The organism is Sphingomonas parapaucimobilis NBRC 15100 (genome assembly GCF_000787715.1).
GTDB classification, from domain to species: domain Bacteria; phylum Pseudomonadota; class Alphaproteobacteria; order Sphingomonadales; family Sphingomonadaceae; genus Sphingomonas; species Sphingomonas parapaucimobilis.
Map to the genome: position 1 here is coordinate 70,360 of NZ_BBPI01000018.1, position 12,842 is coordinate 83,201.

The window sequence follows — 12,842 nt, forward strand, 5'->3', positions numbered from 1 at the left end:
GCAGGGCGTAGCCCTGTCGGAGGGGGCGCGCCTTTAAAGGACGTCCTGTGTGGTAGCCCCCCTCCACCACCGCTTCGCGGCGGTCCCCCTCCCCGCACCGGGGAGGATTTTACCCCCGCTCCCGCGCCTGGGCGTAGGTGCCCAGCATCCGCACCCACTTGCTGTGGAACCCCAGCTCCTCGATCGCCCGGTCGAACGCCGCTTCGCCCGGGCGCCCGACCACGTCGCAATAGAATTCCGTCGCGGCAAAACTGCCGCCACGCTGATAGCTTTCCAGCTTGGTCATGTTGACGCCGTTGGTCGCGAAGCCGCCCATCGCCTTGTAGAGCGCAGCGGGAATATTCTTCACCTCGAAGATCAGGCTGGTCATCCACGGCCCGTCGCCGACCGGCGGCTGGCCGCCCCGCGCCAGCGCGACGAAGCGGGTCATGTTGCTGTCGGCGTCCGAGATATCCTCGGCCAGCAGGTTCAGGCCATAGAGTTCGGCGGCGCGCGGCGGGGCAAGGGCTGCGACGCGCGGGTCGGCCATCTCCGCCACCCGCGCCGCCGCGCCCGCCGTGTCGGCATAGGCGATGGGACGGATGCCATGCGCGCGCAGCCAGTGGCGGCACTGGCCCAGCGCCTGAGGATGGCTCATCGCCTCGACCAGCCCGTCGCGCCCGCCCGTCGCCATCAGCGCGTGGCGGATCGAGAGGAAATGCTCGCCGGTGATGACCAGCCCGGATTCGGGCAGCAGGAAATGGATGTCGGCGACGCGCCCGTGCAGCGAATTCTCGATGGGAATGATCGCGCGGTCGGCCTTGCCGCTCTTCACCGCGTCCAGCGCGTCGGCGAAATCGAAGCAGGGCAAGGGCAGGCCGTCCGGGAACACCTCGGTCGCGGCGACATGGCTGTTGGCGCCCGGCGCACCCTGAAAGGCGACGGCGCGGGCCGGTTCGGCCAGCGCGGCGGCGGTCATCGCCTCGACGATGGGGCGGGCGGGGGCGGCGTAATTCTCCATGGGCGTGCGGCGTAAAGCGCCCGCGCGGCACGATCAAGGGAAGCGGCGCGGAAGCAGAAGCAAGGAAGCAGAACTTGCCGTTCGCGAAAGCCGCACCTAAGGTCCCCGTTCAGGAGAGATATTGGCGGGGCAGCGAAACGCGATGGACCTAAAGACCAATACGATCGCGGGATGGGTGCTGGGTGCGGCAGGCACGGCATTGGGCCTTTCGATCGTCGGCGGCATGATCTTCCACGAGGAACGCCCCGAAAAAATGGGCTATGCGATCGAGGGCGTGGAGGCCGAAGGCGCGGGTGGCGGTGCCGCCGAAGTGCCGATCGCCTCGTTGCTGCCCACCGCGGACGCAGCCAAGGGCGCCGAAGTCTTCAAGAAATGCGCCGCGTGCCACACCATCAACCAGGGTGGCGCGAACGGCATCGGACCCAATCTCTATGCCACCATGGGTGAGGCCATTGCGCAGGGGAAAGCGGGCTTCGCCTTTTCCGACGCGCTGAAGGCGGTCGGCGGCAAATGGGACTGGGACAAGATGAACGCGTGGCTGACGTCCCCGCGCAAATTCGCGCCCGGCACCAAGATGACCTTTGCCGGGCTGTCCAATCCGCAGGACCGCGCGAACGTGATCCTGTACCTCAACCAGCAGGGATCGAACCTTCCGCTTCCGGCGGCCCCGGCCGCCAAGGCGGAACCGGCGGCGGGCGACGCGCCTGCGAACGGCACGGACCCGGCGGTCAACAAGGTCGAGGAAGATCCGCGCGCCGACACCGGATCGATCGCCAATACCGGCACGCCCGCCAAGGGCGCGCCCTCGGTCGATCCGCAAGCGGCGGTGGAAGGTGCCAAGGCACCGCGCTGATACGGGTGCGCGGGATCGGCTGACCCTCGACGTTCCGATCCTGCAGGCGCCGATGGCGGGGGTGTCGACCCCCGCCATGGCCACAGCGGTGAATGCGGGCGGCGGTCTGGGCGCGATCGCGCTCGGGGCTGGCGACGCCGATGCGGCCGCCCGGATGATCGCCGAGACGCGTGAGCGGACCGAAAGGCCGTTCAACGTCAACCTCTTTGTCCATGCGCCGCCCGAGCCCGATCCGGCGCGCGAGACGGCGTGGTGCGAGGCGCTGCGCCCCGCCTTTGCGGCGTTCGACACCCAGCCACCAGCAGCGTTGCGGGCGATCTATCCGAGCTTCGCGCAGGACGATGCCATGCTGGCGCTGCTGGTCGCGGCGAAACCGGCGGTGGTCAGCTTTCACTTCGGCCTGCCCGATGGTCCCCGCATCGCCGCGCTGAAACAGGCGGGATGCCTGTTGCTGGCCAGCGTGACCTCGCTGGCCGAGGCGCAGGCCGCCGAGCGTGCCGGGATCGATATGCTGGTGGCGCAAGGCTATGAGGCGGGCGGCCATCGCGGGATTTTCGATCCCGATGCGCCCGACGACCGGCTGGGTACGCTGGCGCTGACCCGCTTGCTGGTGATGCGGACGCGGCGGCCGGTGATCGCGGCAGGCGGGATCATGGACGGTGCGGGCGTGTCGGCCGCTATCGCGCTGGGGGCGGTGGCGGCGCAGCTGGGGACGGCGTTCATCGCTTGTCCCGAGAGCGCGGCGGATGCGGCGTATCGCGCTGCCCTGATGGGCGAGGGGGCCGCGCATACGGTGATGACCCGTGCGATCTCGGGGCGTCCGGCGCGCTGCTTGCCCAATCGCTTCACCGCGATGGGGGAGGCTTTGCCGGTGGCGGTGCCGGATTATCCGATCGCCTATGATGCGGGAAAGGCGCTGAATGCGGCCGCCAAGGCGCGGGGAGAGGGCGGCTATGGCGCGCAATGGGCGGGGCAGGGGGCGCCATTGGCTCGTGCCCGGCCCGCAGCGGAACTGGTTCGGGCGATTGCGGGAGAGATGCGAGGATAGGGCGAGGCGTGGGCATCGGCCAAGGGATGCACTCCCCCAACACTCCGCTAAACCCGTGACATGACCACCAAACCCCCCATCGGTCGCGACACGCGGCTGTGCATGTCGCTGTCGGCGCGGCCCGGCAATTTCGGGTCGCGCTTCCACAACCGGCTCTATGAGCTGACCGGGCTGGACTATGTCTACAAGTCGTTCAGCACGACCGATCTGGCGGCGGCGGTCGGCGGGATTCGGGCGCTGAATATCCGGGGTTGCGCGATTTCGATGCCGTTCAAGGAGGCGGTGATTCCGATGCTCGACGGGCTGGCGGGGTCGGCGGCGGCGATCGACAGCGTCAATACCATCGTCAATGATGATGGGCGGCTGACCGGCTACAACACCGACTATGCCGCCGTGGTCGAGCTGATCGCCGATATCGATCCCTCCACACCCTTCGTCCTGCGCGGATCGGGCGGCATGGCCAAGGCGGTGGCGGCAGCCTTGCGCGACGCGGGTTTCGCGAACGGGACTATCGTCGCGCGCAACGAGGCGGTCGGGCGCGAATTGGCCGCGCTTTATGGTTTCGGCTGGTCGGCGGAGTTGGATAAGGGGGCGCCGCTGCTCATCAACGTCACGCCGATCGGCATGACCGGGGGCGATGAGGATCAGCTCGCCTTCCCGGAGGCGATGATCGACCGTGCCGAGATCGCCTTCGACGTGGTACAATATCCGCCTGAGACGCGCTTCCTGTCCATGGCGCGGGGGCTGGGCAAGCGGGTGATCACCGGCACCCAGGTCGCGACCATCCAGGCGCTGGAGCAGTTCGTGCTCTATACCGGCGTCCGACCCACGCCCGAGCAGGTGCAAGAGGCCGCCGATTACGCCTATCGCATGGGCTGATCCTCCCCGGCACGGGGAGGGCGACCATCCGCTGCGCGCTGCCACCTCCCTTTGCAGAGGAGGATTTGAAGCATGATGGCATCAGCTTGATCCACCCCTCCCCTTCAGGGGAGGGGCAGGGGGTGGGGCGTTTCCGCAAACGCCCGGCCTGTGGCGATGTCCCACCCCACCCCCTCCCCTGAAGGGGAGGGGCCAGGCTTGGTTCGATCCCATGCCATCGCGCCCTAAAGTTCTGCCATCGCCATCAACACCGCCCATTCCGCCTCGCCCACCGGCGATACGGAGAGCCGCGACTGACGCAGCATCGGTAAAGCCGCGAGCCTGACTTCGGCCTTCATCGCGGCCAGCGTGACGGGGCGGGGCAGCGGGCGGTCGGGGGCGATCTCCACCGAGACCCAGCGCCCGTCATCGCCATCGGGTTTGGCGGCGCGGGTGATCGTCGCGATGCCGACCGCCGCCTTGTCCTTGCCGCTATGATAGAAAAGCACCGAGTCGCCCGGCTGCATCGCCCGCAAATGCCCGGCGGCGACGGCGTTGCGCACGCCGTCCCATTCGGTCCGCCCGTCCCGGACCAGATCGTCCCAGCCATAGCTGTCCGGCTCCGACTTCAGCAGCCAGTATCCCATTTCCGCTTTCCCTCCTGAACCGCGCCTAAACGCCACATTCCGTGTCCATTCAGCCCCATAGTGGCAGGGAAGGCAACACGGACGCCGCCTGCGCGTTTTGCGATCAGCGGACCGGGCGTATCAGTATCGGAGGTTCGGTATGAACGGAGTTTGGAAGAAGCTGGGACTGGGCCTCGCCTTGGGCGCCACCGCGCTGACGGCGGCGCCGCCGGCCGAGGCACAGCGTTGGGGCCGTGGCTGGGGTGGTGGTTATGGCGGCTATTACCATCGTGACCGGGGCGGCGATGCCGTCGCGGGCGCGCTGCTGGGCGGTATCGTCGGTCTGGGCGTCGGCGCGGCCATCGCGAGCAGCAACCAGCCGCGCTATGTCGATCGCGGCTATTATTACAACCGGGGCTATGATCCCTATTACGCGCCGCCGCCCCCGCCGCCGGTCTATCAATATGAGTATCGCAGCTATGCGCCGCGCTGCTGGAACGACTGGCGCTGGGACCCCTATTGGGGTCGCAATGTACAGGTTCAGGTCTGCAACTAAGGCCTTTGGCGGCGTCGGGAGCGATCCCGGCGCCGTTTTTCTTTGGGCTTTTTCTTGGGAGCCCTGCTTGGCAGCGCCCCCGAGTCGGCGTTAAGGCCAAGCCATGACCGATACCGTTCCCGATCGCCTGTCCACCAACCCGGACAGCCCCTATTTCGACCAGGACCTCCTCTCGCGTGGGGTCGGCATCCGCTTCAAGGGCAATGAACGCCGCGACGTCGAGGAATATTGCATTTCCGAAGGCTGGATTCGCGTCGCACTGGGCAAGAAGGTCGATCGCCATGGCCGCCCGCTGACCCTGAAGCTGAACGGCGAGGTCGAGGCGTGGATCGAAAATCCGGCCGACGGTGCCGAAGAGGGTTCGGAAGAAACCGAAGCTTAATTACCGGGCCTGCCCCGGCATTGTCAGGCGTACCCCGGCGATGGCCGGGGTACAGTTGCGCAGCGTATCAAGGGTGGTGGGCCATCGCCTCCCCCTCATCAAATCGCGCGCCGCCGACTTCGCAGAAACTGGACCCCGGCCTTCGCCGGGGTACGCCTGTGATAAGGGAGGGTGAGTACCCAACCTCCGTTCAGGCTGAGCGAAGTCGAAGGCCAAGGGAATTCCTCACCGCACTTCGACTTCGCTCAGTGCGAACGGATGGCGGGCATCACGCCGCCTCCATCGCCTCCCCGGCTTCCATCCAGCGCACTTCCGCTTCGGCCAGCTTGTCGACCACCTCGGCACGCCGCTTGTTCAGCTCGCCCATCGACAGTTTCGCATGGCGCGGTTCGGCCGCCGCCGGGTCGTTCATCGCCTTGTCCAGCGCGTCGCGCTCGCGGGTCAGCTTGGCCATCTCGTCCTCGATGCCGCGCAGCGTCTTCTTCATCGCGTTGAAGCGCTCGCGCTGCTCGGCCGAGGCCTTCTTGTTCGCCGCCCGGTCCGCCTTGGACGCGGCGTCGCCCTGGCCCGCGTCACCCTTCAGCACGAAGGCGATGTAATCGTCGAGCGATCCGTCGAACTCCTTCGCCGTGCCATTGTCGACCAGCACCAGCCGGTCCGCCGTCATTTCCAGCATGTGGCGATCATGGCTGACCAGCACGACCGTGCCCTTGTACATGTTGAGCGCCTGGACCAGCGCCTCGCGCGCGTCGACGTCGAGGTGGTTGGTCGGCTCGTCGAGGATCAGCATGTGCGGCGCGTCACGGGTGATGAGCGCCAGCGCCAGACGCGCACGCTCGCCGCCCGACAGCTTGCCGACCTTGGTCGTCGCCTTGTCGCCCGAAAAGCCGAACCGGCCGAGCTGCCCGCGCACCGCCGCCGGGGTCGCGCCGCGCATGATACGCGTCATATGCTCCAGCGGGGTGTCGTCGGTGTCGAGTTCCTCGACCTGATACTGGGTAAAGTAACCGACGCGCATCTTGCCGCTCGAGTTCATGTCGCCTTCCATCGGCGTCAGCTGCGCGGCGAGCAGGCGGGCCAGCGTCGTCTTGCCGTTGCCGTTGCGACCCAACAGCGCGATCCGGTCGTCCGGGTCGATGCGCAGGTTCAGCCGCTTCAGGATCGGCGTCTCGGCATAGCCCACGCTCGCCAGGTCCAGCGTGATGAGCGGCGGGCGCAGCTGGTCGGGATCGGGGAAGTCGAAGGACAGCGACGGATCATTCGCCATCTCGGCGATCGGCTGCATCTTCGACAGCATCTTGGCGCGGCTCTGCGCCTGCTTGGCGGTCGAGGCGCGGGCCGAGTTGCGGGCGATATAGTCCTGCAACTTGGCGCGCTGCGCATCCTGATTCGCCTTGGCGGCGGCGAGCTGCGCCATCCGCTCGGCACGCTGGCGCTCGAACGAGTCGTACCCGCCTGGATAGAGCGTCACCTTGCCGCCCTGCAGGTGCAGGATATGGTCGACGACGTTGTTCAGGAAATCGCGCTCATGGCTGACCAGCAGGATCGTCGCGCGATAGGATTTGAGGAAATCCTCCAGCCACATCACCGCTTCGAGGTCGAGGTGGTTCGACGGCTCGTCGAGCAGCAGCACGTCGGGCGCGGAGAAGAGCAACGCCGCCAGCGCCACGCGCATCTTCCAGCCGCCCGAATAGCTGGACAGCGGCCGCGCCTGCATCGCCTCGTCGAAACCCAGGCCTTGCAGGATGCTGGAGGCGCGCGCGGGGGCGGTATAGGCGTCGATCGCGATCAGGCGCTCATAGATATCGCCCAGCTTTTCCGGATCGCTCTCGGTCTCGCTTCGCTCCATCAGTTCGGCGCGCTCGATGTCGGCGGCCAGCACCGTCTCGAACGGGGTGGCGCTGCCGTCGGGCGCCTCCTGCGCGATATAGCCGAGCTTGGCGCCCTTCGGCATCTCGCACGCGCCGTCATCGGCCTCCAGCTGACCCGCAATCACGCGGACGAGCGTCGATTTGCCCGCACCGTTACGACCGATCAGGCCAACCCGGCTGCCGGGGGGGAGTGCGGCGGATGCACCGTCGAGGATCGTGCGGCCGCCCAGGCGCACGGTGATGCCATTCAGATTGAGCATGGCCGCGCGCCTAGCAAATTATGGCGCGGATGGGGAGGGGGGCTTTCATCCTCCCCGGTACGGGGAGGGGGACCGCCACGAAGCGGTGGTGGAGGGGGCGTTCCACACAGGGCATCCGTAGTGGAAGCCCCCCTCCGTCAGGCCTGCGGCCTGCCACCTCCCCGTGCCGGGGAGGATTTGGTCTTAGCGCGCCGCCAGGCTGGTCGCGCCGGCGGGCGGCCAGTTCTGGATGCCGCACTTCTTGACGACCCATTCCGCCTTCTTGTTCCAGCACAGCGCATCCAGGCGCGGCATGGTGGCGACGATATGCTGCTCGCGCCCGATATAGCGCGGGAAACGCTGCTCGCCGTACGGGACCAGGCTGTTGCGCAGCTCGCGCATCCGGTCGACCGCCAGCTCGCCCAGATGGCCGCGCGGGGTGAACACTGCCTGATGCAGGATCGACGCCGCCGTGGTGCAGAAGCCCAGCTGTCCCGACACCGACGAGAAGCTGGCATAGGTGCGCGTGCCATATTGGTCGAGCGCGTCCTGCCCGGCCTTCACCGACTTGTTCTGCCGCTTGAAATAGGCGCCCAGCGTGTCGAACGCGCCCTTCAGCTCGGCCTCGTGATCCTTCAGCGTCGCGTTATAGTTGGAAACGGTCGTCAGCATCGGTTCGAACTGGCATTGCAGCGCGGCGACGTTGAGCGCGGCGCGCATGTTCCACAGCAGGCCCGCGCGCAACTCCGCCGGGGTCGCGCCGGGCAGCGGCTGGCCGATGCCGGGTTCGTCGCCCTGGACGGGCTTTCCCTGGAAATTATAGGGCTGCAGGAAGAATTGCGCCGATGCGGGCGCCGCGGCACCCATCCCCCAAAACGCCACGCCAGCTACCAGCGCGGTACGCACCACTTTCATTGTGTTCCGATCCTTCCCCCGTAGGGCCTTCGAGCGTCCCGAAACATAACGCTTTCCGGCTTTTTTCCCAAACGGAATTACGCCCGCACGGCCATCGTTCATGCGCGATCGGTCGTTACGGAAACATAGCGAAATCCGGCGTTTGCCCCGCCCGTCATCGCGAACATTTGGGGAGCACCCATGAAAAAGGGGCCGCCCGGTCGCCCGGACGGCCCCCTTCGTCGGGATGACCCCGACGATGATTACATCGCGTTGGTCGCGTTGGTCATCATCGTGTCGTTGGCCATCATCATGTCGTTCGACATGGTGGTGTCGTTGGCCATCATGCCACCGTTCATGGTGCCGTCGACGGCGGTCATGTTGTCGGTGGCGGTGTCCATGCCTTCCGAAGCGTTCATTTCGGTGGTCATGTTCGCGTCGGTGGTGTTCTCGGTCTTCGAGCCGCAAGCCGAAACCGCGAGCGCCGCGCCGGCGATGATCGAGCCCGTCAGGACCTTGGAGATGATTGCACGCATTGGAAGCTCCCTTGATATTATGGATTTGGAACGGCTTGCTGGCCCTATTACCCAAATCGGGGTGGACATTAATCGGATACCGTCTGGTCCTCAAGCCTCGTTTTGTCGCACCGCGTCGAGATCGTTGAGGAAAGCCGGAAAGCTGAACGCAAGCGCCTCGTCAAAGGTTTCCAACGACTTGACGCCGTTCAACGCAAAAAGGCTGGTCACCGGGAATTCCGCGAGGCCGCAGGGCACGATCCCCCCGAAATGGGACAGGTCGGGCGCGACGTTGATCGCAAAGCCGTGCAGTGTTACCCAGCGACGCACGCGCACACCAATCGCGCCGACCTTCGCCTCCGGGCCGCCGTCGCGGGTCCAGATGCCGACCCGCCCCTCGGCACGGAACGCGTTGACCCCCAGCCGCCCCAGCGCGGCGATCAGCCAGTCCTCCAGCGTATGGACGAAATGCCGTACGTCGCGCCCGCGCTTGTTGAGGTCCAGGACCAGATAGCCGGTCCGCTGGCCGGGGCCGTGATAGGTATATTTCCCGCCGCGCCCGGTCTGGAACACCGGGAAACGCGGATCGACCAGCTCGACCGGGTCGGCGCTGGTCCCGGCGGTATAGACGGGCGGATGTTCGAGCAGCCAGACAAGCTCCCGCGCTTCGCCCGCCACCACGGCGGCGGCGCGCGCCTCCATCTCGGCGAGCGACTGGTCATAGGGGGTCAGGCCCGGGCTGATCCGCCATTCGATATCGGGCATGTCAGGATTATGGGTCACGATTCCTTGTCCTTGCGCCCGGCGGTGCGTCGATGCAAGCGCTCCGCAACCAGCCGGTCCTGGCATGATGGCTTTGCATCCGGCAATCGTTTAGGCAGACCGGGACAGGCGGACGGGGTGGGCCGCCAAGGGAGGTAGCATGACCGTCAGGATCGGAACGGTGTGGGACAGCACGCAGCAGGTGCTGACGGGCAGGGCCGGGATGATGGCCCCCTTTGCCCTGATCGGCTTCGTCCTACCGGGCGTGTTGCAGATCGTGCTGCTGCCGTCCGGAGCCACCCAGCCGTCCATGGGGGTGACGGGGCTGGGGTTGATCGTCCTGTCCGCGCTGCTGGGCATCTGGGCACAGCTGGCCATCATGGCGCTGGCGACCCATCCGGCGACGACCAGTGCCGCCGCGTCGCGCGCGGGCCTTCGCCGGATGTGGCCGGTGCTGGGCGTCGCCCTGGCGATCGGTTTCGCCTTTGCGCTCGTCGTGCTGGTGATGGTCGTCGTGCTGGGGCTTTCGCATTTCAACTTCGCCGCCGCGGTCGCAGCGAACGGCGACCCGTCCAAATTGCCGTCGATGAGCGGCGGCGCGGCGTTGTTCCTGATCCTGTACGGCCTGACGATCATGGTGGCGTCGCTGTGGCTCGCGGCGCGGTTGATGCTGATCTATGCCGTGGTGCTGAACGAGCGGCGCGGACTGGGGGCGATCCGTCGCTCCATCGCGCTGACGCAGGGGCTGACCTGGCGGCTGATCGGCGTGTTCCTGCTGTTCGGGGTGGTCATGCTGGTCGCGACGCTGGCGGTGCAGGGCGTCACCGGCGCGGCGCTTCGTCTGGCGCTGGGCGCGGATCAGGCGTTGACCGCCGTCCGGCTGGCGGCACTGCTCGGATCGGTGGTCAGCGCGGGGTTCATGACGCTGGCCTATGTCTTCGTCGCGCGGCTGTACGTCGCGACGGCGGGCGAGCAGGCGCATCGTGGAGAGGTCGGTTCGTCCCTGTGATGAAACGGGCCTTGTGATGAAACTGGATGTCGTCGCCACCCTGCGGGATGCGTGGGCCGTGTTCCGCCGCGATCGCGTGCTGCTGATCCGCCTGTCCGCGCCCTTCCTGTTCTGGCCCGCCTTTACGCTGGGGCTGCTGGTGCCTGCGCCGCCGCTGCCCGAGACCGAGGGTGGCGAGGCGACCGCGCGCGCCATGGCCTGGATCGATTCGGTCGGGGCCTGGGCGGGCCATTATGGCGGCTGGTATTTCGCCAGCTATGCGGTCGGCCTGATCGGGACGGCGGCGATCCTGGCACTGACCCTCGGCGGGCCGGTAACGGTCGGTGAAGCGCTGGGCCGCGCATTGCGGATGGCGCCGCGCTTCCTGCTGGCGATGATCCTGGTCGCGCTGCCGGTGGGGGCGGGGATGCTGCTCTACATCCTGCCGGGGCTGTATGTGGCCGGGCGGTTGCTGCTGGTCGGCCCGGTGCTGTTCGCCGAGCGGCGTATGCCCGCCATGGCGGCGCTGGCCCGTTCGGTGTCGCTGACGCGGGGCACGGGCCTGTCGATGGCGGCGCTGGCGTCCTGCACCTATCTGGGCGGCATGATCGCGGCGCAGCCCTTCCTGGCGTTGATCGAGGCTGTGCAGGGCGATGGTGCGGGCAATCCGGTCGCGGTCGCGCTGCTCCAGGCCGGATCGGCGGCGGTGGCGATGGCGGCGGGGCTCGCCCAGGCGCTGGTGTCGGTCGCGGCCTATCGCCGCCTGGTCAATCGCGCGGGCTGAGCCGGGGGATTTGCGGCGCGGCGTCCTCGGGCAGGACGCCCAGCGCACGTGGATCGCGAAACGTCTCGATCGCGCGCGACACGGGCACGAAGCCCTGCCTGCGATAGAAATTCAGCGCGGACGGGTGGTCGAGCGTGCAGGTATGCACCCACACCCGTTCGACCTTCGCGGTCCAGGCGCGCATCAGCGCCTGCGCCATCAGCCAGCGGCCATGGCCTTGCCCCGCCAGCTCGGGGATCAGCCCGAAATAGCCGATCTCGCATTCCCCATCCGTGCGATGATCGAGTTCGAGCAGCCCGACCTCGATCCCCGCCCGGTCGACGACGGCGAAGACCGCGACGGCGGGATCGTGGATGATCGCGGTCAGCGTCGCATCGTCCATCACCAGCCGCGAGAACCAGAGCCAGGGCGCGCCCACACGCTGGAACAGCATGCGATACTTCGCCGGATCGGGCTTGCCCCAGGCGACCAGTTGCAGCGGCGCGGCGGGCAGGGGGCGGGGGCGTGGCCGCTCGCGCATCTCCAGCGTGGTGACGATGGTGGCGATCTCGGCGGGGTCGACGGGGATCAGCGCCATGGGCTTATTCCCACGTCGCCAGCGGCGGCAGGCTCATCAGGATCGCATCGATATTGCCGCCGGTCTTCAGCCCGAACAACGTGCCCCGGTCATAGACCAGGTTGAACTCGGCATAGCGCCCGCGCCACGCCAGCATCTGCGCCCGGTCCGCCTCGGTGAAGGACAGGCCCATGCGCCGCCGGACGATGCGCGGGAAGACGTCCAGGAACGCCTCGCCGACATCGCGGGTGAAGGCGAAATGGCCGTCGAAATCGCCCTCCAGATGATCGTAGAAGATGCCGCCCACGCCGCGATGCACCTGGCGATGGGGGATGTAGAAATACTCGTCCGCCCAGGCCTTGAACCGGGGATAATGGTCGGGATCATGCGCGTCGCACGCGGCCTTCAGCCGGGCGTGGAAATCGGCGGTGTCCTCCGCGATGGGCAGCGGCGGGTTCAGGTCCGCGCCGCCGCCGAACCAGCGCTTGGTGGTGGTCAGGAAGCGGGTGTTCATATGGACCGCGGGGACATGCGGGTTGGCCATATGCGCGACCAGGCTGATGCCGGTGGCCACGAAGCGCGGATCGTCGCCCGCGCCGTGGATGGTCTTGGCGAACGGCCCCTCGAAGGTGCCGCCGACGGTCGAGACGTTGACACCGACCTTCTCGAAGACGCGGCCCTTCATCACCCCGCGCACGCCGCCGCCGCCGGGCTCGCCGCTGGGGTCGGCGCGGTCCCAGGCGGTGTAGTCGAAGGCGGCGTCCGACCCCGCTTCACGCTCGATTGCCTCGAACTCGGCGCAGATCCGGTCGCGCAGGGATTCGAACCAGAGGCGGGCGGCGTCCTGCTCGGCGTCGAGCGCGATGTCGGGGGTGCGGCTGTTCATCGCCCGGCGTTCTGGGCGGGGGCG

At 67.6% G+C, this 12,842-nt stretch carries 15 protein-coding genes; 7 read left to right on the forward strand and 8 right to left on the reverse strand.

Features of this window, described 5'->3' with window-relative positions; all coding sequences use genetic code 11:
• Nucleotides 1–109 precede the first annotated feature (109 nt).
• On the reverse strand, nucleotides 110–1,000 hold the full coding sequence (locus tag SP5_RS03680) for a prephenate dehydratase (RefSeq protein ID WP_042484196.1): 891 nt from the start codon (nucleotides 998–1,000) through the stop codon (nucleotides 110–112).
• A 142-nt stretch (nucleotides 1,001–1,142) separates the two neighbouring features.
• Here SP5_RS03680 and SP5_RS03685 point away from each other — a divergent pair, with 142 nt between their 5' ends.
• Genes SP5_RS03685 through SP5_RS03695 form a run of 3 tightly spaced genes read left to right on the forward strand, consistent with a single transcriptional unit; the run spans nucleotide 1,143 to nucleotide 3,780 of the window.
• Nucleotides 1,143–1,853, forward strand: coding sequence for a c-type cytochrome (locus tag SP5_RS03685; RefSeq protein ID WP_042484198.1), 711 nt, complete (start codon nucleotides 1,143–1,145; stop codon nucleotides 1,851–1,853).
• On the forward strand, nucleotides 1,834–2,901 hold the full coding sequence (locus SP5_RS03690; RefSeq protein ID WP_281177302.1) for an NAD(P)H-dependent flavin oxidoreductase: 1,068 nt from the start codon (nucleotides 1,834–1,836) through the stop codon (nucleotides 2,899–2,901). The genes SP5_RS03685 and SP5_RS03690 overlap by 20 nt, the downstream gene beginning before the upstream one ends.
• Nucleotides 2,902–2,961: 60 nt before the next feature.
• Entirely contained in the window at nucleotides 2,962–3,780 is an 819-nt protein-coding gene (locus SP5_RS03695; protein WP_042484202.1) for a shikimate 5-dehydrogenase, read from the forward strand.
• Between the two features lie 224 nt (nucleotides 3,781–4,004).
• Here SP5_RS03695 and SP5_RS03700 read toward each other — a convergent pair whose 3' ends face one another.
• Nucleotides 4,005–4,406 (reverse strand): EVE domain-containing protein, encoded by a 402-nt coding sequence (locus tag SP5_RS03700; RefSeq protein WP_042484206.1) that lies wholly within the window; start codon nucleotides 4,404–4,406, stop codon nucleotides 4,005–4,007.
• Nucleotides 4,407–4,545: 139 nt separating this feature from the next.
• Between SP5_RS03700 and SP5_RS03705 the strand changes: the two genes are divergently transcribed.
• Together SP5_RS03705 and SP5_RS03710 are read left to right on the forward strand one after the other, a co-directional pair.
• Nucleotides 4,546–4,941, forward strand: a complete 396-nt coding sequence (locus SP5_RS03705; RefSeq protein ID WP_042484209.1) for a hypothetical protein — start codon at nucleotides 4,546–4,548, stop codon at nucleotides 4,939–4,941.
• Nucleotides 4,942–5,044: 103 nt separating this feature from the next.
• Nucleotides 5,045–5,323 carry a DUF3297 family protein gene (locus SP5_RS03710; protein ID WP_042484212.1) on the forward strand — a complete coding sequence of 93 codons (279 nt, stop codon included), beginning with the start codon at nucleotides 5,045–5,047 and terminating at the stop codon, nucleotides 5,321–5,323.
• Between the two features lie 268 nt (nucleotides 5,324–5,591).
• On the opposite strand, the gene SP5_RS03715 is transcribed toward SP5_RS03710, so the two are convergent.
• The 4 genes from SP5_RS03715 to lipB form a co-directional block, all read right to left on the reverse strand.
• A complete protein-coding gene (locus SP5_RS03715; RefSeq protein WP_042484215.1) occupies nucleotides 5,592–7,454 on the reverse strand; it encodes an ABC-F family ATP-binding cassette domain-containing protein in 1,863 nt (620 codons plus the stop codon).
• Between the two features lie 183 nt (nucleotides 7,455–7,637).
• Complete coding sequence (locus SP5_RS03720) at nucleotides 7,638–8,348, reverse strand: hypothetical protein (protein ID WP_042484217.1); 711 nt, start codon at nucleotides 8,346–8,348, stop codon at nucleotides 7,638–7,640.
• Nucleotides 8,349–8,590: 242 nt separating this feature from the next.
• Nucleotides 8,591–8,863 (reverse strand): peptidylprolyl isomerase PrsA family protein, encoded by a 273-nt coding sequence (locus SP5_RS03725; protein ID WP_042484220.1) that lies wholly within the window; start codon nucleotides 8,861–8,863, stop codon nucleotides 8,591–8,593.
• Between the two features lie 90 nt (nucleotides 8,864–8,953).
• Nucleotides 8,954–9,625, reverse strand: a complete 672-nt coding sequence (gene lipB, locus SP5_RS03730; protein WP_157013566.1) for a lipoyl(octanoyl) transferase LipB — start codon at nucleotides 9,623–9,625, stop codon at nucleotides 8,954–8,956.
• A 139-nt stretch (nucleotides 9,626–9,764) separates the two neighbouring features.
• On the opposite strand from lipB, the gene SP5_RS03735 reads away from it, so the two are divergent.
• Nucleotides 9,765–10,613, forward strand: coding sequence for a hypothetical protein (locus SP5_RS03735; protein WP_157013567.1), 849 nt, complete (start codon nucleotides 9,765–9,767; stop codon nucleotides 10,611–10,613).
• A 13-nt stretch (nucleotides 10,614–10,626) separates the two neighbouring features.
• Entirely contained in the window at nucleotides 10,627–11,376 is a 750-nt protein-coding gene (locus tag SP5_RS03740; protein ID WP_167334671.1) for a hypothetical protein, read from the forward strand.
• On the opposite strand, the gene SP5_RS03745 is transcribed toward SP5_RS03740, so the two are convergent.
• Together SP5_RS03745 and hemF are read right to left on the reverse strand one after the other, a co-directional pair.
• On the reverse strand, nucleotides 11,360–11,953 hold the full coding sequence (locus SP5_RS03745) for a GNAT family N-acetyltransferase (RefSeq protein WP_042484228.1): 594 nt from the start codon (nucleotides 11,951–11,953) through the stop codon (nucleotides 11,360–11,362). The genes SP5_RS03740 and SP5_RS03745 overlap by 17 nt on opposite strands.
• A gap of 4 nt (nucleotides 11,954–11,957) precedes the next feature.
• Complete coding sequence (hemF, locus tag SP5_RS03750; RefSeq protein WP_042484231.1) at nucleotides 11,958–12,818, reverse strand: oxygen-dependent coproporphyrinogen oxidase; 861 nt, start codon at nucleotides 12,816–12,818, stop codon at nucleotides 11,958–11,960.
• Nucleotides 12,819–12,842: the final 24 nt, after the last annotated feature.

Coding starts and splice junctions, on each gene's coding strand:
- SP5_RS03720 (WP_042484217.1), bottom strand. CDS start 8,348: ATGAAAGTGGTGCGTACCGCGCTGGTAGCTGGCGTGGCGTTTTGGGGG.
- SP5_RS03680 (WP_042484196.1), bottom strand. CDS start 1,000: ATGGAGAATTACGCCGCCCCCGCCCGCCCCATCGTCGAGGCGATGACC.
- SP5_RS03710 (WP_042484212.1), top strand. CDS start 5,045: ATGACCGATACCGTTCCCGATCGCCTGTCCACCAACCCGGACAGCCCC.
- SP5_RS03685 (WP_042484198.1), top strand. CDS start 1,143: ATGGACCTAAAGACCAATACGATCGCGGGATGGGTGCTGGGTGCGGCA.
- SP5_RS03735 (WP_157013567.1), top strand. CDS start 9,765: ATGACCGTCAGGATCGGAACGGTGTGGGACAGCACGCAGCAGGTGCTG.
- SP5_RS03725 (WP_042484220.1), bottom strand. CDS start 8,863: ATGCGTGCAATCATCTCCAAGGTCCTGACGGGCTCGATCATCGCCGGC.
- SP5_RS03705 (WP_042484209.1), top strand. CDS start 4,546: ATGAACGGAGTTTGGAAGAAGCTGGGACTGGGCCTCGCCTTGGGCGCC.
- SP5_RS03715 (WP_042484215.1), bottom strand. CDS start 7,454: ATGCTCAATCTGAATGGCATCACCGTGCGCCTGGGCGGCCGCACGATC.
- SP5_RS03700 (WP_042484206.1), bottom strand. CDS start 4,406: ATGGGATACTGGCTGCTGAAGTCGGAGCCGGACAGCTATGGCTGGGAC.
- hemF (WP_042484231.1), bottom strand. CDS start 12,818: ATGAACAGCCGCACCCCCGACATCGCGCTCGACGCCGAGCAGGACGCC.
- SP5_RS03745 (WP_042484228.1), bottom strand. CDS start 11,953: ATGGCGCTGATCCCCGTCGACCCCGCCGAGATCGCCACCATCGTCACC.
- SP5_RS03695 (WP_042484202.1), top strand. CDS start 2,962: ATGACCACCAAACCCCCCATCGGTCGCGACACGCGGCTGTGCATGTCG.